This window comes from Streptomyces albidochromogenes (assembly GCF_005981925.1).
GTDB classification, from domain to species: Bacteria; Actinomycetota; Actinomycetes; order Streptomycetales; family Streptomycetaceae; genus Streptomyces; species Streptomyces albidochromogenes.
This window is the reverse complement of the sequence record NZ_VBVX01000025.1, coordinates 16132-37548: the sequence shown is the minus strand read 5'-3', so window position 1 is coordinate 37548 and position 21417 is coordinate 16132. Positions and strand designations below refer to the sequence as shown.

The window sequence follows — 21417 nt, the reverse complement described above, 5'->3', positions numbered from 1 at the left end:
TCAGTGCAGTGGTCGAGGAGCGCCCTGGTGTGGGGGGTTGCCTGCGGGGTGGTGAGGGCGACGGTGAAGGCGGCGTCGGCGAGGTAGTTGCGGTGGGTGAGGAGGGTGCCGGTGTCACCGGGGCGCTTCTTGCCCTCGCCGGTGGTCACTGTTGCTTTGCCGGGGAGGCCGCCGCCGACGGTGTGCAGGTCGCGCAGCGGTACACCGGGCCGGTCTGTGCGCACGGTCATTTGCAGCGTGGTGAGGTCGTCGATGGGCTGGTCGCGGCCACGTCCGAGGGCTGCGGCGAGCATGCCGATGACGCCGGAGCGGGTGGGGAAGGCGGCGGTGTCGCGGTCGTTGAAGTGGCTGTGCAGTCCCCAGGACTGGAGAGGGCCGGTTAGGCGTAGGAGGAGTCCCGGCTCGGCGGCGGGGAGGGGGGTGGTCATGCCGTGCCACCGGTGGTCAGTGCGGTGGTGATGGCGTTGTCGATGAGGGTGTTGAAGCTGGTGTGGCGGGTGCCGAGTCCGTCGAGGCCCTTGGCGTCGACGCCGGCCCAGCCGGAGGTGAGGATTCCGTTGGTGCCGAGGAGGAGGTTGGCGGCCTCGGCGTACTCGGACAGGGTGGTGCGGGAGGGGGCACCGTAGCCGCCCTGTCCGGATGCGGCGACGGGGCTTTCGAACGCGGCGGCGTAGGACAGGGGCCGGTCGGTGCGTACGCAGATGTGGGCGAGGTCGGGGATGGTGTGGGGGGCGGTTGAGTTCTTTTTCGCCTGCGGCAGGGAGAGGATGAACGCGTTGAGGAAGGCGGTGGTGAGTTCGCGGAGTTCGTCGGGGTTTTCGCCGATGTTGTGGGCGAGGTCGCGGAGGTCGATGGTGGCGTAGCGGTAGAAGGTGCCGGCGCTGAACTCGGTGTGGCCCATGTGGCCGCTGCCGGTCTGGTCACCCCAGGTGGCGGTGACGTCGTCGACGGCGGAGAAGTAGTCGAGTTCGACGTCGGTTTCGTGGGTGGTGAGGGCGTGGGCGACCTGGACGGCGCCGTCGACACCGGCGTTGTCGACCTCGGCGAGCATGCGGCCGAAGAGGTTGATGACGCCGTTGCGGGAGCGCAGCACCGTCTCTACACGGTCGGCGGGCAGGACGCTCTTGTCAGCGGGCTTCTTGATGTCCTTGGCGCCCTGCAGCGCCTCCCGGTATTCGGTGGCCAGGTCAGCGAGGTCGGCCACGGCGGTCTCGGGGACGTAGACCATCGCGTTGGTAAGGACCTTGTTCGTGACGGACTGCTTGGGGTCTTCGGGGTCCTTCGCGAGTTCGAACTTGATGCTGCTGGCCGCGGCCGTGTGCGCCCCCGCCCTTTCCGCGAGGTCCAGCGGCCATGCGCGGTCCTCGGCCAGGAGGCGGGTGACGCGCTCACCGATGCGGCGGGTGCGCAACGCGGCCTGACCGATGCGGTCCTCGAACACACCGCGGACAGCCCGCTTCCAGGACTGGCTGCTGACCCGCGTGCGGAGCACGTTGCCGTACTGCACAGTCTTGACCGAGTTTGTGTCGTCCCGGTTGAGGTTGGCGAACGGGATGCTCTGAATGATGTGGATGTCGATGAAACGGGCCGGCAGGAACATGGTGGTGTGACTCCTTCGTGCGGATGCGGATGCGGATGCGGATGCGGATGCGGATGCGGTGAGGAGAGGGGTCAGGGTGTGGCGGGGGCCGGTGTTGATTCGCCCGTGAGTTCCGTCTCGTCGGCTTCGTCCGCCTGCTGAGCGAGTTTCTTGCCCAGCACCCGGTAAAAGTCCTGGAGCCATGTGCGGGAGATCCGCCCCGAGTGCTTGCGCCAGTCACCGAGATCATCAAGGAGCTGCGCCCAGTCGACCTCCACGCCCAGCGACCGCAGATACCCGACGGCGGAGGGCAGATGTCGGTGCAGGCCGTTGACGCTCTGGCGGGTGAGGAGGTTGAGACGGCTCTCCGCCGTCCCTACCCGCATCTCCTTCTCCCTGCCCGGCCCCTCGGTGACCGCGGCCGCGAAAGCCGCACCGAGACTGGCACGGCGCCGCCCTGCCCTCCCGGTCGCAGCCAGTTCCTCGTCGGGCTGAAGCGGGCCGTCGGCCGGTACGGCCAGTGCGCTGCGGGGCTGGGCGGCGATCATCGCGGCGATTGCGTAGTACGCCCGCTCAACATCCTCGGTCCGCGGTTCGGGCAGCCACGGGGCGATGAGGCGGTGCATGCGCCGCACGGAGTCGAGGTCCTTGCGCAGCCCGCTGCGCAGCGCGCTGCGGGCACCGGGGTCTTCGCGGCTGACTTGCACGACCCAGCTGGTGAACGCAGCTGAGCGGCCCGCCCGCGATGCACCGCTTTGTCGCGGGACATTGCCGGCCGTTGTCGACACGCTGGTGGAGCCCGGGATGGCTGGTAGGGGAGTGGTCGTCATGCGGTGGGCTCCTTGGTTTTTCTGCGGGGTCCGGGCACGGTCGCCCGGGTTTTCGGGGTTCCGCCGTAGAGTTCGATGCGGGCCTGCGAGACGGCCTTCGCGCCGCGCAGCGTGCGGGTGAAGGGCGCGGTCACCGCGTCGTACGCCTCCTCGGCCAGACGCAGGAACGCCCGACGGGTCGCTGCCGGGTCGAACCCGCCGTCGGTCACCTCACCGGTGCGGTCCAGCAGGCGGAACCGTGCCCAGAACTCGGCCTCGGCACGCGGCCAGTATCGGGCGCCGGCCTCTGCCGCCCAGGCCGCACCATCCGCTTTGGCATCCCTGACGTAGGAGCCCCAGGCCCGTTTGACGGCCCGGTCCAGACGCCGTCCGTACAGTTCGCCGCATTGCCGCAGGCGGCCGACGGCGGGGACGGTGCGGGGATCGTTGTCTTCGGCGTAGCCAAGGACGGCCGGGGTGCTCGCGTCGATGAACTGAGTGTCCTTGGCCTGCCCCTCCTGGTCGAAGCCGAGCGCCCGCACCCGCAGGTTCTCGGAGACCTGGACCGCTGACGCAAACACACGGGGCTGCTGCGGGTGTGCGCTGCCCGCGGGCGGATGCTGCAGCAGCAGCGAGTCCAGGTCCCGCCACAGCGCCCGCCCGGCGTCGGCAGGACGCGGGTAGCGGTTGCCCTGCTGGCTGGTCTGCCAGATCACGTAGTCGTCCTCCCGCGGCATCCGCTCGCCCCGGTACGCCCAGGTAATGAACGCGTCCCGCACATGGGTGCTGTCTTCGTCCGGCAGCAGGAGCAGCGCGTGCTGCGAGCGGCCGGTGTGCCGCGAACGCGGCCCCCGGGACGTCCTCGGCGGACGATCCGGATCCGGCAGGTCCTCCTGCTCCCAGGGGCACAGGTCCACCTCCCCGCTCACGCTCTCCTCCGGTGGTACGAGGCCGGCGAGCAGCGTCTCGAAGAGGGAATCGCCCTGGGGGTGATAGGACAGGGCCGTCCGCAGCGGTCCGGCGGTGGCGCTCGCGCTTTTCACCCCGTTCACCTCACGGGACGAACACCGTCCTGACGGCCCGTAGTAGTGCCACACCAGCAGGCTGAGGAAGGCTTCGGGAGCGGTCGGCGGTTCGGGGGCGGTGTCCGTGTCGTGCCGGAACCAGGAGTGGTTGTTGCCTGAGGGGCGAGTGACGATGAGTTTGTTGACACCGGCGGTGTTCGTCGCGTCGCACTGCTCTATCAGCCGGGGATCCTGCATCCACGGACGCCCGCCCGGCGCGAACAGGAAAAACCTAGTCTTGAACTTTTCGAAGTACGCGTCGATCTCCCCGGGCGGGAGCCGGCCGGCGTCGAGGACTTCCAGACGGCGTTCACCCCAATCGCCTTCGGAGCCCTGATCAGTCAAGCCGGCCACCTTGGCCGTGAGGGCGTAAAGGATGCGGAGCAGGGCTGAATGCGCGGGCGCGTCAGCAACGGCAAGGGACTCGATGTCGTGGCTGCGCAGCAGCAGTTCACGTAACCCCACGAGGTCCGGGAGCGGGCGCGTGCCGGAGGCCACGCTGCCGGGTTTCCAGCGCACGGGGACACACGGTTGGTCGATCAGGTTGTACGTGCTGGTCGGCATGGAGATGTCCTGTCGTCAATCAGACAGCGCTGGAGGGCGGGGGAGGGGAACTGGCGGATGTTGCCGCGCAACTTTGGACAGCGGCTGCGTGCCCACTCGGCATCGGAAGACAGCACTCGGAAAGTAGCGGAAATGCGTGAGTGGAGTGGTGGAGACGTGAAGATCAGTCGGCTTCGAGGCCGACATCAGATATCGAAATCGTGTAACGCCCGTGGTAGCAGGCCCAACTCCCGCCCTCTACCCGGCTCATACGCAGCACAACGAGGTCGCGGAGAGAGGGGTGCGTCCCCCACTTCTTCGGCACCACTGCACCGGGCTCGCCGCCACGCAGCCACCGCCCCGGCACCGGCGCCACCCGCCGTGCAACGCTGGCCAGCTCCGCCGCTCCAAGGCCATGTCGGCCTCCGGCAGGGACCGGAACCTTGCCCCCGGGGTCGAGCGTGGCCGCCCTTCCTGGCTGTTCGTACAGGCAGAGCACACGGCCGGTGTCGGCACCGAGACGTGTCGTCAACAATTCCTCGGTCACCCCCGCCTCCCGCGCGGACAGCTTGCTGAGATCACCCTTTATGTCCGCCGGGGCGCAGATACTGGTCCAGGCCGCCAGATGCCGCTCGGCCGCCTCGCCCGCCAGCCGTGCTTCGTCCAGCCGCGCCAGCTCCTGGCGGGCTGCCCCTTCCAGCCGGTCGACGAACTGCTCTTCGTACACCTCGTCGACCAACCGCTGCACGTCATCAGGGACCGCGATGCCGTCCGGGACGCACGTCTCAAGGATTTGAGACGTGCGTACGAGCAGTCCCGCGTCGTAGACCGCCCCCCACGAGCGGGGGACAAATCCACTGGGAGCGGCCAGCGGATCGAGCACGACCAGCTCGGGCTCGTCCTCCGCAGCCGCCCACCCCGGCCGGCCGAGAGGCCCCCGCTGATGCCGCCGCCCGCGCCCGGCGCGCTGCAACAACTGTGCCAGCGGCGCCAGATCGCTCACCACCAAGTCGAAGTCGAAGTCCAGGGATTGCTCCACCACCTGCGTCGCCACCAGAACCGACCCCGGTCGCACCGAAACCGGCTCGCCGCCCGGCTTCCCGTACGCGGCCTCGCATTGAGCCGTAATCGCCGCCCGGACATCCGCCGGGTAGCGGGAGTGCAGCAGACGCACCCCACCGGAATACGCCGCAAACTCAGGGAACGCCGCACACACATCCCGGTAGGTCTGCTGGGCCTCGGCCACCGTCGTGCAGCACACCAGCGCCGTGCCGCCCTCCGCGGCTACGGGTGCCAGCACCTCCCTCAGCGCCGCACGCCGACCCCCCTCCCGCACCGGCGCACCAGCCGGCTCCGAGGTGTCCCACACCACCGGCCGGCAGCACACCTGCAACGTACGGGCACGGTTGCTCGCGATACTCCGTGCGGCCGACACCTCCCCCGAGACGCCGCTCGCGAACAGCCAGCCCGGATACCGAGGCAACACACCCGACGGCCCGGGGAACCCGGCACCACGCCGGTACGCGTCCACCAGCGAACCCGCCGAACGGCCCGTCAGCGTGGCCGACAGCAGCACCACGGGAGCGCCCATCGAACCGAGCCACTCCAACAGCCGCACCAGGAGCTGATGCATCCACGGCCCGTACGCGTGCGCCTCATCGACTACGAACACCTTGTCCGACAGCCCGAACAGGCGTAACGCGTTGTACCGCAACGGCAGCACCGCACCCAATGCCTGATCGATCGTGCCCACACCCAGCGGAGCAAGCAGCCCACGCTTCGGACCCCGTAACCACCCGTCCGCCTCAACCGACGTCCGTTTCCCCGCACTCACGGACCCCTCACCGACCGGCGCGTCGAACACCGCCGTCCTGTCCGGGCTGCCCAGAGAACTCAGCCACGCCATCGAGTGCAGCAGCATCAGCGCCCGCTCACCGGACAATGCCCTTGCGGCGAACGCCTCCACCCGCGGCAACATCGCATCTGCCGTCCCCATCGTCGGCAGCGCGAAGTACAACCCCCGGGCCCCCGCCGCCTTCCCCAGCAATGAGGCCGCGAACAACGCCGCCTCCGTCTTCCCGTCACCCGTCGGGGCCGTCACCAGCACCAGCCCAGGCCCATGATCACCGATCATCGCGGGAAGATGCTCCGCAAGATCCCGCTGCAAGCTGTTGGCAGCGAACGGGAACATCTCACCGAACTCCCCGGTAGAGAACCGGGCCCGGCCCAGCCGCGCCGCCCGCACCAACTTGGGAGCTGCTTCAACGGCAGCGTGCCAGTGGGCATCGACCTCCACCGTCGTTCCCGACCAGCCAGGACCAGGGATTCGCGGCTCGATCGCGGACCTCTGACTCGCCAGCCAGTCCGCGACCACGATCAACCCGCCCACCACTACAGCCAGCCCCGCCGGCAACCCGCCACGAGGAACTGCGAACGCACCCATAACTCGCCGTAGCTCCGCGAAATGCACCCGCCGCTGGTCAGCCCAACCATGCTTGCCCAGGCCGGGGTTGTAGTCGCTGGCCCGAGCCGCCTCCTTCGCTTTCAGGACCCTGCCGAAGAGGCCATGATGGCCGCCCAGCAGTTGCGCAATCTGATGGCTCACCGACTTATGCAGCAGGCGGTCGTTGCTGGGATACGCCGCAGCCTTGAAGAGCTCGTTGAGAGCCCAGTGAGATGCGATCTCGTGACGGAAGCCCTTCTCGGCCTCAGCGCCCGGCGCGCAGCCATAGACCGGATCGTCACGAACCAGCTCGTAGCAGGCTGAAACTTGGGCCTGGAACGGGGGAGTGATCTTGCCGATGTCATGAAGGCCGGCCCAAAACGACACCACCGCGCGCGCCTCCACCACACTCAGGGCGAGCGAACGCGCGATGGCAGCCTTGGTCTCATCGTTGAGAACCACATCCCAGAGTCCCTGGAACACCGCACCAGTGTCGAGGAGATGGCACATAACCGGATACGGCCGAGACAGCCCGCTCTCCTTGCCCCACAATCGAACATCCAGAACACGGTCCCCCGAGGCTTCCGCTTCGTCGTGATTCAGCATGTGCACAGAGATAACACCCCCCACTGACACCAGCCCCAAATGGCCTAATCTGATGTGAATGAGAGGCGCGGGTCTTACACTCGCTGCGCGATGACAGCGAATCGAGAAGCATGTACAACTACGCTCGGCAAAGAAACAGCAAAGTCGTCAGAAAAGGCCAGGTCCGGAAGGGTGCTCTCCGCGCGAGCGGAGGTGAACCGGCCAGCGGCATCGGATGGACGACCCTCTCGGTGTGCTCTCCGCGCGAGCGGAGGTGAACCGGCGATGGCGGCGCCCTCGCCCCACTCGGTCAGGTGCTCTCCGCGCGAGCGGAGGTGAACCGTCCGCCCTACAGGACGTCAACGAGGGCGCGCAGCTGGTTGGATAGCGCGGTGTTCCGGGAGCACCCCGAGCAGGCCGAGACGACGGTGTACTACCCGAAGCGCGCCGACTGACGGCTGGCGCAGCGAAGCCCCACCGACTCCGAGCCCTTGGGGCTTTCGCGTTCCCCCCACCATCCGCTGGCCACCGGTAGCATCCCGCGTCACAGAACCCCAGGGGGAACCATGCGCCGCACCGTTGCCGCCATCATCACCGTCCTCCTCATCGGCGGAGCCACGGCTGGCTGCTCCAGCAGCGAACCGGACCAGCCCGCCAAGAAGGCAGCCACGGCCACAGCCACTGTCACCGCGACGCCCTCCCTCAGCCAGGCCGAGACCAAACGCCTGTGCAGCGTCGCCGTCTCCGAAGCGGCCCCCGGGTGGGAGGACTGGAACTTCGACTTTGGCACCTGGGAGGACGATCCTCGGACACCGGACGTGTGCCAGGGGCTGGCGGACGAGAGATTCCCACACCGGGGCAACCGGGAGTTCATGGATGCGCTGCTGGAGGGGTTGGGGATGGCGGACGATCCGCGTGCGGCGTCGTAGGGGTACGCAAAGGTCCCGTCCGGGTTCGGGCGGGGCCTTCGTCAGTGCTCTCCGCGCGAGCGGAGGTGAACCGTCGGCGGAGGTCCAGGGCCCGATGTGGGCGGGGTGCTCTCTGCACGAGCGGAGGTGAACCGTCCCGCATCGGGTCGACGCCCTTGGCTCCGAGGTGCTCTCCGTGCGAGCGGAGGTGAACCGCGGTAGTCCTTCAGGTTCGTCGGCCCGGGGACGTGCTCTCCGCGCGAGCGGAGGTGAACCGGTGGAGAACGTCACCGGCGGCCGGGCTCAGAAGTGCTCTCCGCGCGAGCGGAGGTTGAGCTGACACGTGCCGGTGATCTCTAGCTCGAGGACTCTGGCACCGCCGGCGGGTCGGACCCTTGGTAGCGATTGTCACGTCGTGGGGGAGCACGAGCCGGGCCGTCGCCCCGCACCAGGCGTGGCCGGACGCTTGAATCCCGGGTCATGTCTCCGGAGTCAGGGGGTTGGGGCTCGTACCGCGTCAGGGCGGTGAGCGGTACGAGCCCCCCTCCCACGCCGCGCACGCGGAGTCGGGCGGGGGCCGGCGCCGCCGCGTGGATCGGTTTACGCGGCCGAGGGTCAGTGAGATCGAACCAGCAGTCCGGTCTGGTGCGGGATACGCTCAGGTGCGTCCCATTCCCCTTCCCACGTCCAAGGCCGGGATGAGCCGGGAGATAGACGGTGTGGGGATGGTGCTGGCTTGGACCCGCTTGCGGAGTTGCCTGTCCACACCGGCCAGATGGGCGCGTCCATGCCTAGCTGTGTGGCCAGGGCAGCCGCCGCTCCGGGCCTGGCATTTCGGTGTCCAGTCGCGGAGCGGCGGTCATGCTGTGGTGGGTGGTCGGGCGGGCGTGGGTTCCGGGGCGGCCTTCGCGGCGGCCGTTGACACTGCGCGTCTGAGCGTGGTGAGGCCGGGCCTGGACGACGCGCCTTTCCGCTTTCCCTCGTACATCGCCGTATCGGCCGCGCGCACGAGGACGGCCAGGTCGCGTGTGTCGACCGTGTCTGGGGTCGCGGCCCCGGCGGATACCGCGAGGGGCCGCTGCTCGCCGTTGTACGTAAGCGGCTGGGCGAGCAGGGAGGGCGAGATGCTCCAGGTGCAGGGCCTGGTGGCGAGGGCGGATACGGGTGAGGGCGGCGAATTCGTCGCCTCCGAGACTGCCGACCATGCCGCGCTTGCCGACCCATTCGGCGAGCCGGGCGCTGATCGCGGCGAGGGCGGTGTCCCCGGTGGCGTGCCCAGAATGTCAGGTTCGTGCGCCAGTACGCGGCCACCAGCAGGGCCCGGTCCTCCAGTGGGAGGCTCCACGGCCGGCCCTTGCGGACCACATCCGCACCCTCACGTCGCAGCACGGTCACCAGCTGCCCGAAGGCGCGAGGGCTCGGCCCGGAGAACGGGGCTATCCAGACACCTCACGGCGTCAAGCCGTCAAGTCGGGACAGCGGGCACGAGCTCACTGTTCGATTTCGAGGGCCCTGCCGGTGGTCGTCAGAGAGCGTCCGTGGTGTGGCCTCGGGCGAAGTCCCATGGGGCGGGTGCATTGGCGGCCTCGTACTCGTCTGCGATGCCGAAGATGCTCCCGCATCCTGGGCATTCCGCCTGGCCGAACAGGTGCGTCAGGCCCCAGGCGAGCCGTTGCTGGCCATCCCGTACGGCCGACTCGTGCAACATCCTCCCGGTGCCGGTCAGCTCGTGCGGGACGGTCGGCCGGAGGGGGACCTGGTGGACATCCCCCAGATTCCAGTCCCGGATCGAGGAGTAGCAGCCGTAGTCGCCGACCGCGATCGTCACCGGTGCGTCGCAGTGCGGACAGGCGACAGTGACGAAGGAATCGGTGAAGTCGTCCAGGGCCTCGGACCACAAGGTCTGGCCGTCGAACGCGAGCATGGCCCGCAGTCGGCTCAGGTAGATTCTTCCGTCCAGGCCAGACCGCAGCCGGGCGGCGGTCATGGCGCGAAGCTCGGCCAAGGTCGCCGCACAGCGTGCGACTTCTTCGTCGGCGCCGTGAGGTTGTAGGAGGCCACCCGCTATGGCTCCGGCCAGATCGAGCGCCCAGTCCCCGGCGTCCTCGGTCTTCGCGATGTCCGCGAGCCGCGGCAGTGCGGCGATGCTCGCCGGGGTGATCGTCCCCTGGTGGCACAAGCGGCCCCAAAGGCAGTCGATGGCCTCCTGGTCACGGCCGATGGCTCGGTCCAGCAGCCCGGGTACCGCGTGTGCCGGGCCGTAGGCGTCGTGGAGTGTGGACCAGTCGATCATCCGGTGATTCAAGCACGCTGCGGAGCGACCTCTGGGGGGCGGTGAGTCGTGAGCGGGATCACCTATGCCACCGCCAGTGCTGGGGCCTGCGGCGCCGGGAATGCGGTGTGCTCATCGAACAGGCGGCGGTTCTTGAGGCAGTGGTGGAGCTGGCCTAGCATCCGGTTGAACAGATTGCGCTGGCCAGCGGCGTGCCAGTCGCCGTGGTCGTCACGTCGCCGCCGGTAGTGGGCTTTGGCACCGGGTGAGGCGGTGATCGCTGAGAACGCCCAGAGGTAGCCGGCGTGGTTGAGCCGATTGTTCTTCACCCATCGTCTGGTGATGCTGGACTTCTTGCCGGAGGCCCGGGTTACGGGTGAGGCGCCCGCGTAGGCCTTCAGGCCGCGGGCGTCCGCGAAGCGGGTGCGGTCGTCTCCGATTTCGGCCAGCACCCGGGCGGCAAGCTGGATACCGAGGCCGGGGAAGCTGAGGATAATTTCGGAGTCCGGGTGTTGCGGGAACGCCTCCTCGACGGCCTGGGCGAGGTCGGCGGCGGCGGTGCAGGCGGCCGTGAGCTGTCCGAGTAGGGCGAGCGTCTGCTTGCCGAGCGCGTCCTCGACAAGCTCGGGCTGACGGGCCCAGTCGGTGCGGAATGCCTCGCGCAGCCGCTCGGCGTCCGACTCGATGCCGCGCTTGCGGCCCGCACGCTTGAGAGCCGCCGTGATCTGGGTGCGAGTCAGGCTCGCGGCCTTGGCCGGTGTCGGCGCGAGCTTCATCAGCTCGCGGGCCTCGGGTCGGCATAAGCCGTTGTCCCACTTGGCGAAGGCCTCCAGAGCGGCGGGGTAGTACTCGCGCAGCAGGGAGCGGAGCTGGTTGGCGACCTGTTGCCGGTTCCAGACCGCGTCCTGCTGAGCGCGGGCCAGTACGGCGATGGCGCGGGCCAGGTCGCTGTCGTTCGGCAGCGGCCGGTGGGCATGCATGTCCGTGCGCAGGATGTTCGCCAGGACCAGGGCATCGCCGGGGTCGGACTTCTTGCGGGAGACTGCGTGCCGGTCGCGGTAGCGGGCGGCAGCCATCGGGTTGATCGCGAACACCTTTCGCTTGCCTGCCCGCAGCACCGCGACCAGCAGACCGCGGGAGGTCTCGATCGCGACCGGGATCGGGGTCTCCTCCGTGTCGCCGTACTCGGCGAGCAGTTCCAGCAGGTTCCTGTAGCCGGCCGCGTCGTCGGTGATGTGTCGCTTCGCAAGTAGCTGGCCGGTGTCGTCGACCAAGGCAACGTCGTGTGTCCTCTCGGCCCAGTCGATGCCGCAGTAGATCAACTCTTTCCTCCCCAGAGGTGCGGTGTTTGCGCTGGTTGCGAGCGCATGCGGGCCACGCAGCGACCTAATTCCAGGACTCGACCATTCGGTCGGTCCGCCACCTCACTAGCCGTTCGTGGCACCAGCGCACCCCACGGGCCCCGGTCTCCTCGGGAGCTCTGGCGGCTCTGGAGTATCAGGAGGTCACCGTGCGGCGGGCTCGCACCACCAACACAAACGAGTGATCAAGCGGACAGTGTTGACGGTGGCGACCTCGAAGACACCGAGCGCCGCCGCTCTGGATAAAGGGATCGAGTGCCCAGACGGCTCCAGGCGTACGTTCGGTGCCCGCGAGGCTGCCACCACCTGCACTGTGGAAGGCCGGGACGAGAGAAGGGCATCGGCCCCCCAGCGCTCGAACGGACTGGTGGAAACCCCCGGCTCCCACGGCCCGTTACCAAGGAATTAGGACGGCTCCGACGCCGTGATCACACCAGCCACACCGTGATCGTTCCACCCAAGGGAGGCCGTGCGAGTGCTCTTCCGCCCAAGCGCCAGCGGCCACCGGGCCTGTGCCTGCCGGCGTGGCCGGTCCAGAATGCTGCCGTGGCCGAAGACAAGCAGAGCGGCATAGAACCGCGTTCATTCCTGACATGCGTGACAGAGGTGGCCTGGCTGCTGGGCGTCGGAGACGTCAGCAAGGGGCCGAAGGACCGGAATGCCCGCCACCTCGCCCATACGGTGCGTAAGCCCCTGCTCGAACGTGCAAGTCTGCCCGAGGAGTGGTTCGCCCCGCTGATGGCGGCAGCCGTATACGACCCGGATCCCAGCTTCTGCCGCTGGTTCGTCGAGCCGGCGGTCTACGCATTCGGACGCCGCCGTGTGATGGCGGCATTGGTCGACTATCTGCGGACCGGCACGGATGCCGAGCGAGCTGGTGCCGTGCGGGCCTGGTACAGCGCCCATGTGCCCTTGCGCGCAGATCGATCTCCAGCGTACGGAGTGGGCGGGGTACGTGATCCCGCTCTGGACGAGTCACAGGACATCAAGGCCGCCTGGCTGGAGGCATCCCTGCGGGTGTTCGCCGAAGCCACCGACCTGCAGATGCGCCACCGTGTCCTGCTGGGCCTGCCTACCTCTCACACGGCATACCCGCTATCTCTACACGAACTACTTGAAAGCACACTTGCATCCGCCCGAGTCCATCCCGACCCACATATCCGTCGCTGGGCCGCAGCAGCAGACCACGAGGGAGTCTGAGGCCGACGCTTACCCCTCCTGGCAGACACGGGACAGCCCTTAGGCAGCAACAGCCCTCTCGCGTTGCTGCGCTCGGATTTGTGGATGGTCTAGGGGGGCGCCCTTGAGGAACACGCGGCCGGTGCTCGTGGTGAGCGTGGCGGCGATGCCCGAGTTGATGCCGGCTTCCGCGGTCGTGGCGGTGAGAATGGGGCCGGTACGGGCCTCGACGGCCGCGCGGACCGGGACGGGCAGGTGGCGGAAGTTGATGCGCTCGATGGCGATGACCATGCTCCTGGGACGTGCGGTGTGGCCGCCCCAATTTCAGCGGCATGGCCCCGGCGGGCTCACGGGAAACCTAGTACGGCGGGTCGTCACCCGCGTTGCACGGGCATACAGAGCTTGTCCAGGGCGTCCATACGCTGCTTCATTTTCGTCCCGAGGTCGCCGCAGAAGTTGGCGACCCGGGCGACTTCCTCCTCGACGGGTGATCTCGGCCGCAGCCAAGCTACGGTGCGGGTGCTTAAGCGCGCTGCCGAGGGACGTGGACTCTACGGTCACGTGCTGAGATCTCTCCTATGGGGAAAATGGGCCCGCTCTGATGCCTTGGTGCTGCGAGAGACGCGACAGGTGCATTCCGATAGGTCAGCCGATGGCGCGAAGGCTGTTGCGTATTACGCGGTCGCTCATGTTCACGGCGTTCATAAGTTCGTCGTGTAGGGCACCGGAGAACGTCCCAGCTCCTAGGCGGCAGGCGCTCACCAAATTTCGGCAGTCGGACATCTGCTGCAGCGTTGCAAGGGCTGCGAAGAGTGGGTGAGTGAGGTTCTCCCGGGCGGCGTATCCGTCGTTGGCGGCCACTGTCCGTCGGTGCAGTTCTGCGACGATACGGCCTGCGTCGGGATCTGTGACGCACATGGTGTCGAGGATCGTGAGTCCAAGCCGGATCTCAAAGACGGTCATCCCGTGCTGGGTTGGCGACTTCAGAAAGGTGTCCACCAGGCGGTGCAGGTGTTCCTTGACCGGTTGTTTGGCGTCGCGCCGGCACAGCACGGTCAGGCTGGCCGTGACAGCCTGCTCCCACGGGTCCCCTGGCGCGGTGCTGACCAGGAGTTCCGCAGCTCGCTTCGTTTCTCCGGAAGTGAGGGCCGCGAGTACGGCGACTTGGCGGCCGTCGAGCATTCGGCGGCCCAGGCCGCGGTGCTTCTCTATGTGGGCTAACGCTTCCGTCCAGCGACCCACTGTGGTCAGTGTGCGAGTGCCGTCGGCAAGGAGAACACGCCACAACCACGCGAGGACCTCATGGCGGTCCTCGTCGCTCACCGTGAGGTCGGCTGGTACGACGACGTCCCCAAAGCGGGCGGCTACGCCCTGCTCGACAGCTTCATACAGCGATTGGAGACATTGACGGCCCTCGTCGACGCGACCGGCGCGGATCTGCAGGCGGGCGAGGTTGACGACCGGTTCCAGTCCTCGAATCGCACTTTCGCCGGTCAGCGGGCTGGCTTGGAGGAACGCGGCGGCGTGTTGATGGCACAGCTTCTGGGCGAGTCGGGTCGCCCCGAGGTCGGAGGCGATGAGAGCGGCCTGGTTATAGACAGCCGAAGCGTTTCCCTGTGCCTGCTCGCGCACCGCTGTCGCGGCCAGGTCGACGAGGGCACGTACACGTGCGGGTAGGGCAAGGCAGGCGGGACGGAATCGAGCGACGAGCGGGAGTCGCTTGGCTATGAGACCGCGCGGGTCCATGGGGCCTCCCCGGGGCGAGATCGATGGGTTAGTGCGGAAGGGCGGTGCCCGCCGTCTGCTGACGGGCACCGCCTGCTCACCTGCGCGTCGGTCCTACTGCCAGTCGACGACGATGCGGTTCAGCGGGGTGTCGAGGGCGAAGTGTCCGGGGCCGGTCTCGGCGGGAGCGTTGGGGGGCTGGAGTCGGAACGTGGCTTGGCGGTCGCGGTAGTCGCGGTCCCACGTGCGGATCACGTCAGCGACGCGGGCGGCGAGTTCATCGCTGGCGGGGCCATGGCCGATGACACCGAACTCCCACAGCTTTCCGCCCTCGTCGGTGGTCTTCTCCGACAGGCGGCGGGCGAGGTAGGTCAGCGCACCCTTGTCGACCGCTGCCGTCGAGGAGGGGTACGGGTCCTCGGTCAACAGTGCTCCCTTGGCTGCCTGTGGGAAGAGCATCCGGATCAGGCCGGAGGGCATCGAGCAGGTGACGAACAGCTCCATCCACTCCGGCGACTCCATCGCGCGCACCATCACGCCGGTCCATTCCTCGCAGCGCGGCTCGCTCAGGACGCCGGCCAGGGCATCGGCGTCGATGTGCTGGCCGGCGGGCGCCTGAAGCCGTACCGTGCCGTCCGAGCTGAGGGGGACGACGTGACGGTCATCGTCGGCGATGCCCCGGCGAAGCGGCATAAAGGTGTTCATCTCACTACCGAGGGATACCCACTGGCCGTCGCGCTGCTGCTCATAGACGATAGACCGGGACACGCTGCCCTTGAGGCGCTGGGGAACCACGAGCCTGCCGCCGGGGGCGAGCTGGTCAAGCCAGGCGTGGGGGACGCCGTGCGCGCCGACGGTGGCGATGATGCGGTCGTACGGCGCTCCCTCGGCCTGGCCGAGGGCCCCGTCCCGGGTCAGTACCTCGACGTTGGTGCATCCGGCGGCAGCAAGGTGCTCACGCGCGCCGTCCACGAGGTCGTCGTCGACATCGATGGTGGTGACATGTCCGCTCTCGCCGACGAGGTGAGCGAGCAGAGCGGCGTTGTAGCCGGTGCCCGCGCCGAGTTCGAGGATGCGCTCGCCGGGCTTGGCTTCCAGCTGGTCCAGCATGAGGGCGACAATGCCCGGTTGAGAGGCGCAGGAGATCGACGTTCCGTCGGTGCCGTACTTGGTATTCACCGGTGCGTCGGCGTAGGCGTCCTTGAGCGATGCGGCGGGTACGAACAGGTGGCGAGGCACGGTGCGCAGCGCTGTTTCGACGGCAGGCGTGCGGGCGTGCCCTTGCGCGCGGATTTGGTCGACCAAGGCGTTGCGGAGTCGTTCGGCGTCGGCCTCGAGGGCGGTGATCGTCTTGGTGTTCACCGCTCTGACGCTAGCGTTCGTGCTCGTTTCATTGGTGGGCAACGCGACGTGGTCACTCGATCCCATGACTGCCTCTCGTGCGATGTTGGACAGGGCGCTCTGGTCATCCAGGCGGATCCCTGCGCGGTTGGCGTGGAAGATCACGTGGTGGGCGATGACGGCTCGCAGACCGCGTGTGAGCCGACCGTCAGCGGCGAGACGGGCGAGTGCCGTGCCGGCCCGTTCGAAGGCATTCACCCACTCGGCATGCCCGTCCAGTGGGCCGCGGGGGCGGCACAGGCTTCGGGCGTCGGCGGTCATCAGTTGCCGCATTGCCTGGACCAAAGCAGCGGTCCGCTCAGGGGTATGGGCTTCGGCGGCAGGCCGCAGCTCGGCCACCTTGGCCCAGACGTCGCCCTGCTCGTACCAGTCCAGGTTGGCCCCGCGCATCAGCGTGCTCATGAGAAGGACGGCGGTCTCCGGCCGGCCAAGCTGCCGGGTGCCGGGCTGGTGGGTGAGCAGGTGGCGGCTGTCCTCGTGGAACAGGTCGTGGGCGGCCTCCATGGCTTCGGCGCCGCCGAACGCCGTGGTCTCGGGCTCGTAGACGCTGCGGACCGACGACAAGGCGATGCCGTCGTTTACGAGGTCAATCAGCAGTATCTCGACGAATGGGGACGGCTCGATGGCGCGGTACCGCAGCGGCCAGGGCTGCTTGTTCATGAACCACCAGCCGGTGAGCTGCCCGTTTGCCTCGGCCGCACGTACGGCGGGGCTGAGGCGCTCGGTGATGGCGTGCTTGCTGCTCTCGCGGTCGGTGAACACGATGTTGTGCTGGTGCCAGTGGTCAGGGGGCATCCGGTCCTCACGAGGTGGTGGGCGGGTCAGGCAGTGAGCAGGCAGGCGTCCCAGGCGGAGTGGGGCGGGGCCGCAGTGCTGGGCGCCAGCGTGGCCAGGGCAATGCCGGCGGCTCCATCCAGGAGCCCCGGGCCTGTGTCTTGCGCCTGAAGGAGTCGCGTGGTCGCTTCTTGTGCGTCGGTGCCCGGTGGGTGTACGACGGACAGCAGGGCGGGGATCAGGGCGCGGAGCTGGCTGGTGGTTGACGGTAGGGCGTCGTCGGCCGCACGAGCAGCGATGTGGGCGAGACCGGCGAAGCCGTGGCAAAGGGCGACGTCGGTCGTTACGGCGAGCTGGGCGCGATCGGTCAGGGCGCTGATGAGCGCGTTCTCCGCTGCTTCTTGGCGCCCGGAGTCTCGCAGGGCGAGCGCGGCGAGTTGCTGCATGCGCGCAAGGCCACTGGTGCCGTAGCACCAGGACGGGCGTTGTGCTGCGTATGGGTGAGGATGGCCGGTCCGCAGTTCAGCGCGGGTGACCCAGTATGGCCACGCGGGGCCCTGGCCGGTGTCTGTCTGCCACTGGTCCATCCACGCGCAGATCATTCGGATGGCGTCGTGCTGGCCGTCCACGACGGTGCCCTTCTGGGCAGCGAGGGACAGCAGGCCCAGAACGCCAGCGATGCCGTGTGCGACGCCCATGTTGGCGTGCCCGTCGGGGAATCGGTGGTCGAGGCGGCCGGAAGGTCCCGAGCCCGTCCACCATCCCGGCAGCTCCTCCCCGTGGTGGCTGAGTGGTTTGGTCAGGTGAACGAGGTAGTCGAGGACGGAGCGGACGGTGTTGCTCGCCGGGTCGCGGCGCAGGAGGTAGGCGCCGTACCCGGTGAGGCCCCGGATGGCGTCGAACTCCGCTAGGGCGGGCAGGTGCCCGCCCTCGATTCGGTGATGGGCTGTCTCGAGACGGCGGCGGGTGTCTGCGATCAACTGTCGGTCCAGTACATCCAGGGTGCGTTCGTAGGCTCCGGGCAGGCGCTCCGCAGCGCAGGCCAAGGCGTGGGCCAGGGCGGGTGCCCCGTAGTAAGGGTGGCTGTCCCTTCCGCTGGTTAGGGGAAGCCGAGTGGCGGCCGTGAGCCAGTCGTGGGCGCGCTGCCACGGTGTCAGCTCTGCGGCGGCGAGTTCGACATGCAGCAAGGCGATACCGGGAAGCCCGTGGGCGAGGGACTGGCGGCGCCAATCCGTGCCGCAGGTCCCGATTGGCGCGGTATCGGGGTGCGCGAGGCCGTCGGCGATTGAGTCGACGAGCGTGCGGGCGGGGTGCGCGGTCACATGGGCCTCCTGGTGGAACGGGCCGTCCAGGCGAGGGCCGCGGCCCTCGCCAAGTAGAGGCAGATGGCTTCCTCGGGGAAGTCCACGGCGACAGCCCGTACGAAATGGCAGTGCAGGAGCGAGGTCAGGACGTCGTCGATCGCGATTCCCTGGGTGTCCGTGCCGGGGAAATGGCAGCGGTACGTGGCGAGGGCCTGATCGCGCTCCGCCCACGCCTGCACGATGGCGTCACCGCCCGGGGCCGAGCGCAGCGCCGTCCAGTCGTCGCGAGGATCGGAGAGCCGGACGGCTGCAGTGAACAGCGGGCGGGGCACCGGGCTGGGAGCGTTCGGCGGGATGTGGTTGATCAGCCACCGCATGCCCGCCTCGGTGCTGCCGAGGAACGCCGTGGCGATGGCTACCGTGTGCGCGGCCACCAGCACGCGGCGGTGCGGGCGGTGCGGTCGGGACAGCTGGGCGAGTACGGCCCGCGAGTCAGCACGGAATACTTCCTCTGCTGCGCTCCAGGCCGACTCAGAGCCCCAGCGGCCCATCTCGGGGTACGAGGTGGGGTAGCGCAACTCCGCCAGCAGCCCAGCGCGGCGCAGCTCGTCGCCCCACGTGCTCACCGTGGCAGCCATCTCTGCGAACGCCTCCGGGCCGGGTAAAGCGATACGGACGCGCAAGTGCTGACCCGGGTCGCGAAAGCGGATGAACCACCATGCCGGTTGCCCGAGCCGGCCGAGCAGATCGGGAAGATGCCCGCTGAGGATGGTGTCCTGCCGGCGAATGTCCCCGTACAGGCTGGAGAGCAGCACCGACGACGTACCGGGGGCCTGCACCTGGTCGTGGCCGATGACCCGGGCCGTGGTCGGCGCGGGCAGGCGCGGCCACGGTGACGGAGCGACGGCCTTCAGCGGAACGACGACCTCATGGGCCCGGCCCGCGCACCAGCCGAACTCACTCGACGCCTCGGTGAGGAGGGCCAGGCCTGACCGGTTCACGTGCTCACGCAGCAGTACCCGATGACCGACATGGGCGAGGTCGCATGCCAGGAGCCGATCGCCCTCTGCCAGGTGCACCTCCCGCGGCAGCCGCCGCCCGAAGCGCCAGGCGTTGAACGCGTCGTCCCACTCCTGCCACGGCTGGGCGGGACCAGGTAGTTCTTCGGCCTCCAGCCTCCAGCGGGCTGGGGACAGTACGGTGCGCCCGTAACGCAGTCGTGGCAGGAACGGCATCGTCGCGGCCGCGCCCCAGTCGAACGTGGTGACCTGCGCGCACTGCGCCCGGACCAGCTCGGTCAGGAAGCGCACGAGCGGCGGGGTGTGGGTGCGCAGGTTCAGCGCGTGCATCCCCACCGGGTCGATCCGGTAGCCGCGCGCTGGCACCGCCAGATACATCCGGCGGCCGTCGCAGCCAACCGCCAAATCTTCGACGGTCAGCACGTCGTCGCTGGGCTCACGGTGCTCCTCGAGGCTGATCACCGTGGGCAGTACCCGCGGGGAGCGAGCGATGTGGGCGCTCTCCGGCAGCAGCGGAGGGAACGACAACTGGGCGGCGACAGTATTCGAGTCGGCACCCGGAAGCTCGGCCAATTCCGAGACGAAGGATGCCCGCTCGGGCGGATCCAGCACCGACAGGAAGCGCCCGGTGCTGACACCAGCCCCACGGGACACGCTCACGACCTCTAGCTGGAAGTCCCCGCGCTGAAGGTGCTCCACGCTCTGCGCGTGAACGCGCACCCCTACCTCCAGGTGCGGCGGTACACGGACGCGCTCGGGTCCCAGCTCCAGGGACGCCACCACATTCTCGTCCAAGACCACTTCGTCGCGGCCCTCGAGCACGGTGCGCTGCGCCAGCCGTAAGAGCGCCTCGTCGCGACTGGACAACCGCGGACGGCGCTCCCGGCTTGCGGTCCCCGGGTAGCTGTCGGGGTAGCCGATCCCGCTGTCGGCGACCACGTCCTGCACGGGCACCATCGACCCGATGCCGAACCGCTCGTAGAACCGTTGGTGATACGCCTTCCACGCCGCGGTTCCGTACGGAGCGGTGCTGACCCGCGTCAGGACCAGGGCGGCGCCCTCGATCTCGCGGGCGACTGCCGGCGGAAGGGCGAGCGCGGCGTCCAGCCGGACATCTATCGCCAGCGGGTGGCGACGCAGGCCCGGCACCACATCCCGCAGGCGCGCTGCGACGGATGCCCGGCGGATGCGGCCCTGCTCAACGGCGGGCGTGCTGCAATCAGCGAGAGCGCGATGGATGGCGTGCAGTTCGCGCACCAGCCGGGCAACCGCCGTCACGTTTTGCGCGTCGACAGCGTCGAGCCGCGACAGCAGTTGGCCCAGGGGATCGGTCTCCGTGCTCGGCACGTGAAGACTCGTGATCAGGGCACGCAGGCCCACCAGGTTCCTGATCAACTTCGTCACCTTCTCCGGGCCTGCTGCGGGAAACTCCGCCCGGAGCTTGGCCCCGACGGAGCCGGCCGGAACCGGGGCCCGCGTCACTGCAAGGACGGCACGGACCGGATCGGTCAGCAGCAGGGAAGCCTCCACGGCCCGAGTCCGCCTACCTTCCGCATCCGCCTGGTAGGGGACGATCAGCCGGTCCCCTCGGGTCGCCAACGTGCTGTTGGCGACGACCGGAAGACGCTCAAGCAGCTCGGAGTGGCTCTCCAACTGCGTGACGATCGCCGTCAGCCACTCTGCCGAGACGCTGACCTTGGTGTGGTCTCTGGCTCCCCACTCGGATCGGGCTTGCTCGCTAAGTCTCGCAGTGGTTACGCCGGCGAAGTGGCCGAAAGGGGTGGCGCGGGATTGGGCCCGCAGCAGGTAGCGAGCTACGGACAGCATGGCACGCCGCACGTCTCGGGGACGGGGAGTCTCAGCGTCGAAGAGGGCCTGCACCTGCGCCGCGAGCGAGGGGCTGGCGTGGCTCAGACTTTCATTGACAGTGGCGTCCGCCCACACTGCACCCAGCCATGCGATCTGCTGCACGACACCTTCAGCCGAGGGCTGGGTCAGGTCGGGCCATGCAGGGACGGGCGGCAGTTGGTGCACCGCGGCGCGCACCAGTGCGGTACTGCCGGATCGGAATGCTCGGGCCGGATAAGTCACCTATACCTCCGCGGAAATGCAGGGTTGGGGAGCGGCCGGTGCCGCCGCGCGGACCTCGCACGGCGACACCGGCCCGAATGGGCGTAGCCCTCGATCAGGCGACGTTGGTGGTGCAGGCGCCGCAGGTGGAACCACAGCCGTCATCGGTCAGATTGGTCAGGCTGGCCGGGTCCGCTACCTCCAGCAGAGCAACGTCCAGCTCGAAGCCGTCCGACGTCGCCGACTGCGGGGTCTGAGCGCGCACCTGCGTGGCGCTGGGGTCGGTCTTGTCTAACATGTCAACTCTCCTCACTTGTTGGGGTCTTGCCGGTGGGGCTACCAGGGGCCATCGCGCGGAGCGTAGCCAGGTGGCTACTTCGC

15 protein-coding genes and 2 pseudogenes are annotated in these 21417 nt (G+C 68.7%); 2 read left to right on the top strand and 15 right to left on the bottom strand.

Annotation, left to right across the window (positions count from 1 at the left end; all coding sequences use genetic code 11):
* The 5 genes from cas5e to E2E34_RS05765 form a co-directional block, all read right to left on the bottom strand.
* The coding region (gene cas5e, locus E2E34_RS05785; RefSeq protein ID WP_138900819.1) for a type I-E CRISPR-associated protein Cas5/CasD at positions 1 to 428 on the bottom strand (428 nt) is incomplete at its 3' end.
* Entirely contained in the window at positions 425 to 1600 is a 1176-nt protein-coding gene (gene cas7e, locus E2E34_RS05780) for a type I-E CRISPR-associated protein Cas7/Cse4/CasC (RefSeq protein ID WP_138900818.1), read from the bottom strand. The genes cas5e and cas7e, both read right to left, overlap by 4 nt.
* 71 nt (positions 1601 to 1671) lie before the next feature.
* Positions 1672 to 2286, bottom strand: a complete 615-nt coding sequence (casB, locus tag E2E34_RS05775; protein WP_244315530.1) for a type I-E CRISPR-associated protein Cse2/CasB — start codon at positions 2284 to 2286, stop codon at positions 1672 to 1674.
* Between the two features lie 119 nt (positions 2287 to 2405).
* Positions 2406 to 4016, bottom strand: a complete 1611-nt coding sequence (gene casA / locus E2E34_RS05770; protein WP_138900816.1) for a type I-E CRISPR-associated protein Cse1/CasA — start codon at positions 4014 to 4016, stop codon at positions 2406 to 2408.
* A gap of 163 nt (positions 4017 to 4179) precedes the next feature.
* Positions 4180 to 7044 (bottom strand): CRISPR-associated endonuclease Cas3'', encoded by a 2865-nt coding sequence (locus tag E2E34_RS05765; protein WP_138900815.1) that lies wholly within the window; start codon positions 7042 to 7044, stop codon positions 4180 to 4182.
* Between the two features lie 545 nt (positions 7045 to 7589).
* Here E2E34_RS05765 and E2E34_RS05760 point away from each other — a divergent pair.
* Positions 7590 to 7952 carry a hypothetical protein gene (locus E2E34_RS05760; protein ID WP_138900814.1) on the top strand — a complete coding sequence of 121 codons (363 nt, stop codon included), beginning with the start codon at positions 7590 to 7592 and terminating at the stop codon, positions 7950 to 7952.
* 770 nt (positions 7953 to 8722) lie between these two features.
* On the opposite strand, the pseudogene E2E34_RS05755 reads toward E2E34_RS05760, so the two are convergent.
* The 4 genes and pseudogenes from E2E34_RS05755 to E2E34_RS05740 form a co-directional block, all read right to left on the bottom strand.
* Positions 8723 to 9196, bottom strand: a pseudogene (locus E2E34_RS05755) (hypothetical protein); the annotation flags it as partial.
* A 16-nt stretch (positions 9197 to 9212) separates the two neighbouring features.
* Positions 9213 to 9371: pseudogene (locus E2E34_RS05750) on the bottom strand (helix-turn-helix domain-containing protein); the annotation flags it as partial.
* An 85-nt stretch (positions 9372 to 9456) separates the two neighbouring features.
* Positions 9457 to 10224: a hypothetical protein gene (locus tag E2E34_RS05745; RefSeq protein ID WP_138900813.1), complete on the bottom strand. Its 768-nt coding sequence runs from the start codon at positions 10222 to 10224 to the stop codon at positions 9457 to 9459.
* A gap of 62 nt (positions 10225 to 10286) precedes the next feature.
* A complete protein-coding gene (locus E2E34_RS05740; protein WP_138900812.1) occupies positions 10287 to 11525 on the bottom strand; it encodes an IS110 family RNA-guided transposase in 1239 nt (412 codons plus the stop codon).
* Positions 11526 to 12110: 585 nt separating this feature from the next.
* Here E2E34_RS05740 and E2E34_RS05735 point away from each other — a divergent pair.
* On the top strand, positions 12111 to 12764 hold the full coding sequence (locus E2E34_RS05735) for a hypothetical protein (protein ID WP_244315529.1): 654 nt from the start codon (positions 12111 to 12113) through the stop codon (positions 12762 to 12764).
* A gap of 39 nt (positions 12765 to 12803) precedes the next feature.
* Here the strand turns inward: E2E34_RS05735 and E2E34_RS05730 are convergent, their stop codons facing one another.
* The 6 genes from E2E34_RS05730 to E2E34_RS05705 all read right to left on the bottom strand — a co-directional run bounded on the left by E2E34_RS05730 (position 12804) and on the right by E2E34_RS05705 (position 21334).
* Entirely contained in the window at positions 12804 to 13034 is a 231-nt protein-coding gene (locus E2E34_RS05730; RefSeq protein ID WP_138900811.1) for a hypothetical protein, read from the bottom strand.
* A gap of 354 nt (positions 13035 to 13388) precedes the next feature.
* The gene (locus E2E34_RS05725) at positions 13389 to 14489 is read right to left on the bottom strand and encodes a hypothetical protein (RefSeq protein WP_138900810.1); all 1101 of its coding nucleotides are present in this window, start codon (positions 14487 to 14489) and stop codon (positions 13389 to 13391) included.
* Positions 14490 to 14582: 93 nt separating this feature from the next.
* Positions 14583 to 16664, bottom strand: a complete 2082-nt coding sequence (fxlM, locus tag E2E34_RS05720) for a methyltransferase, FxLD system (RefSeq protein WP_138900809.1) — start codon at positions 16662 to 16664, stop codon at positions 14583 to 14585.
* A 26-nt stretch (positions 16665 to 16690) separates the two neighbouring features.
* Positions 16691 to 17965 (bottom strand): lanthionine synthetase C family protein, encoded by a 1275-nt coding sequence (locus E2E34_RS05715; protein WP_138900808.1) that lies wholly within the window; start codon positions 17963 to 17965, stop codon positions 16691 to 16693.
* Positions 17962 to 20928, bottom strand: a complete 2967-nt coding sequence (locus E2E34_RS05710; protein WP_138900825.1) for a lantibiotic dehydratase — start codon at positions 20926 to 20928, stop codon at positions 17962 to 17964. Before E2E34_RS05710 ends, E2E34_RS05715 begins: the two co-directional genes overlap by 4 nt.
* A gap of 223 nt (positions 20929 to 21151) precedes the next feature.
* Positions 21152 to 21334 carry an FxLD family lanthipeptide gene (locus tag E2E34_RS05705; RefSeq protein WP_138900807.1) on the bottom strand — a complete coding sequence of 61 codons (183 nt, stop codon included), beginning with the start codon at positions 21332 to 21334 and terminating at the stop codon, positions 21152 to 21154.
* Positions 21335 to 21417: the final 83 nt, after the last annotated feature.

What these genes read in the sequence shown, in the direction of transcription:
- E2E34_RS05725 (WP_138900810.1), bottom strand. Translation starts at nt 14,489, where the DNA reads ATGGACCCGCGCGGTCTCATAGCCAAGCGACTCCCGCTCGTCGCTCGA.
- casA (WP_138900816.1), bottom strand. Translation starts at nt 4,016, where the DNA reads ATGCCGACCAGCACGTACAACCTGATCGACCAACCGTGTGTCCCCGTG.
- E2E34_RS05760 (WP_138900814.1), top strand. Translation starts at nt 7,590, where the DNA reads ATGCGCCGCACCGTTGCCGCCATCATCACCGTCCTCCTCATCGGCGGA.
- fxlM (WP_138900809.1), bottom strand. Translation starts at nt 16,664, where the DNA reads ATGCCCCCTGACCACTGGCACCAGCACAACATCGTGTTCACCGACCGC.
- E2E34_RS05705 (WP_138900807.1), bottom strand. Translation starts at nt 21,334, where the DNA reads ATGTTAGACAAGACCGACCCCAGCGCCACGCAGGTGCGCGCTCAGACC.
- cas7e (WP_138900818.1), bottom strand. Translation starts at nt 1,600, where the DNA reads ATGTTCCTGCCGGCCCGTTTCATCGACATCCACATCATTCAGAGCATC.
- E2E34_RS05730 (WP_138900811.1), bottom strand. Translation starts at nt 13,034, where the DNA reads ATGGTCATCGCCATCGAGCGCATCAACTTCCGCCACCTGCCCGTCCCG.
- E2E34_RS05765 (WP_138900815.1), bottom strand. Translation starts at nt 7,044, where the DNA reads ATGCTGAATCACGACGAAGCGGAAGCCTCGGGGGACCGTGTTCTGGAT.
- E2E34_RS05745 (WP_138900813.1), bottom strand. Translation starts at nt 10,224, where the DNA reads ATGATCGACTGGTCCACACTCCACGACGCCTACGGCCCGGCACACGCG.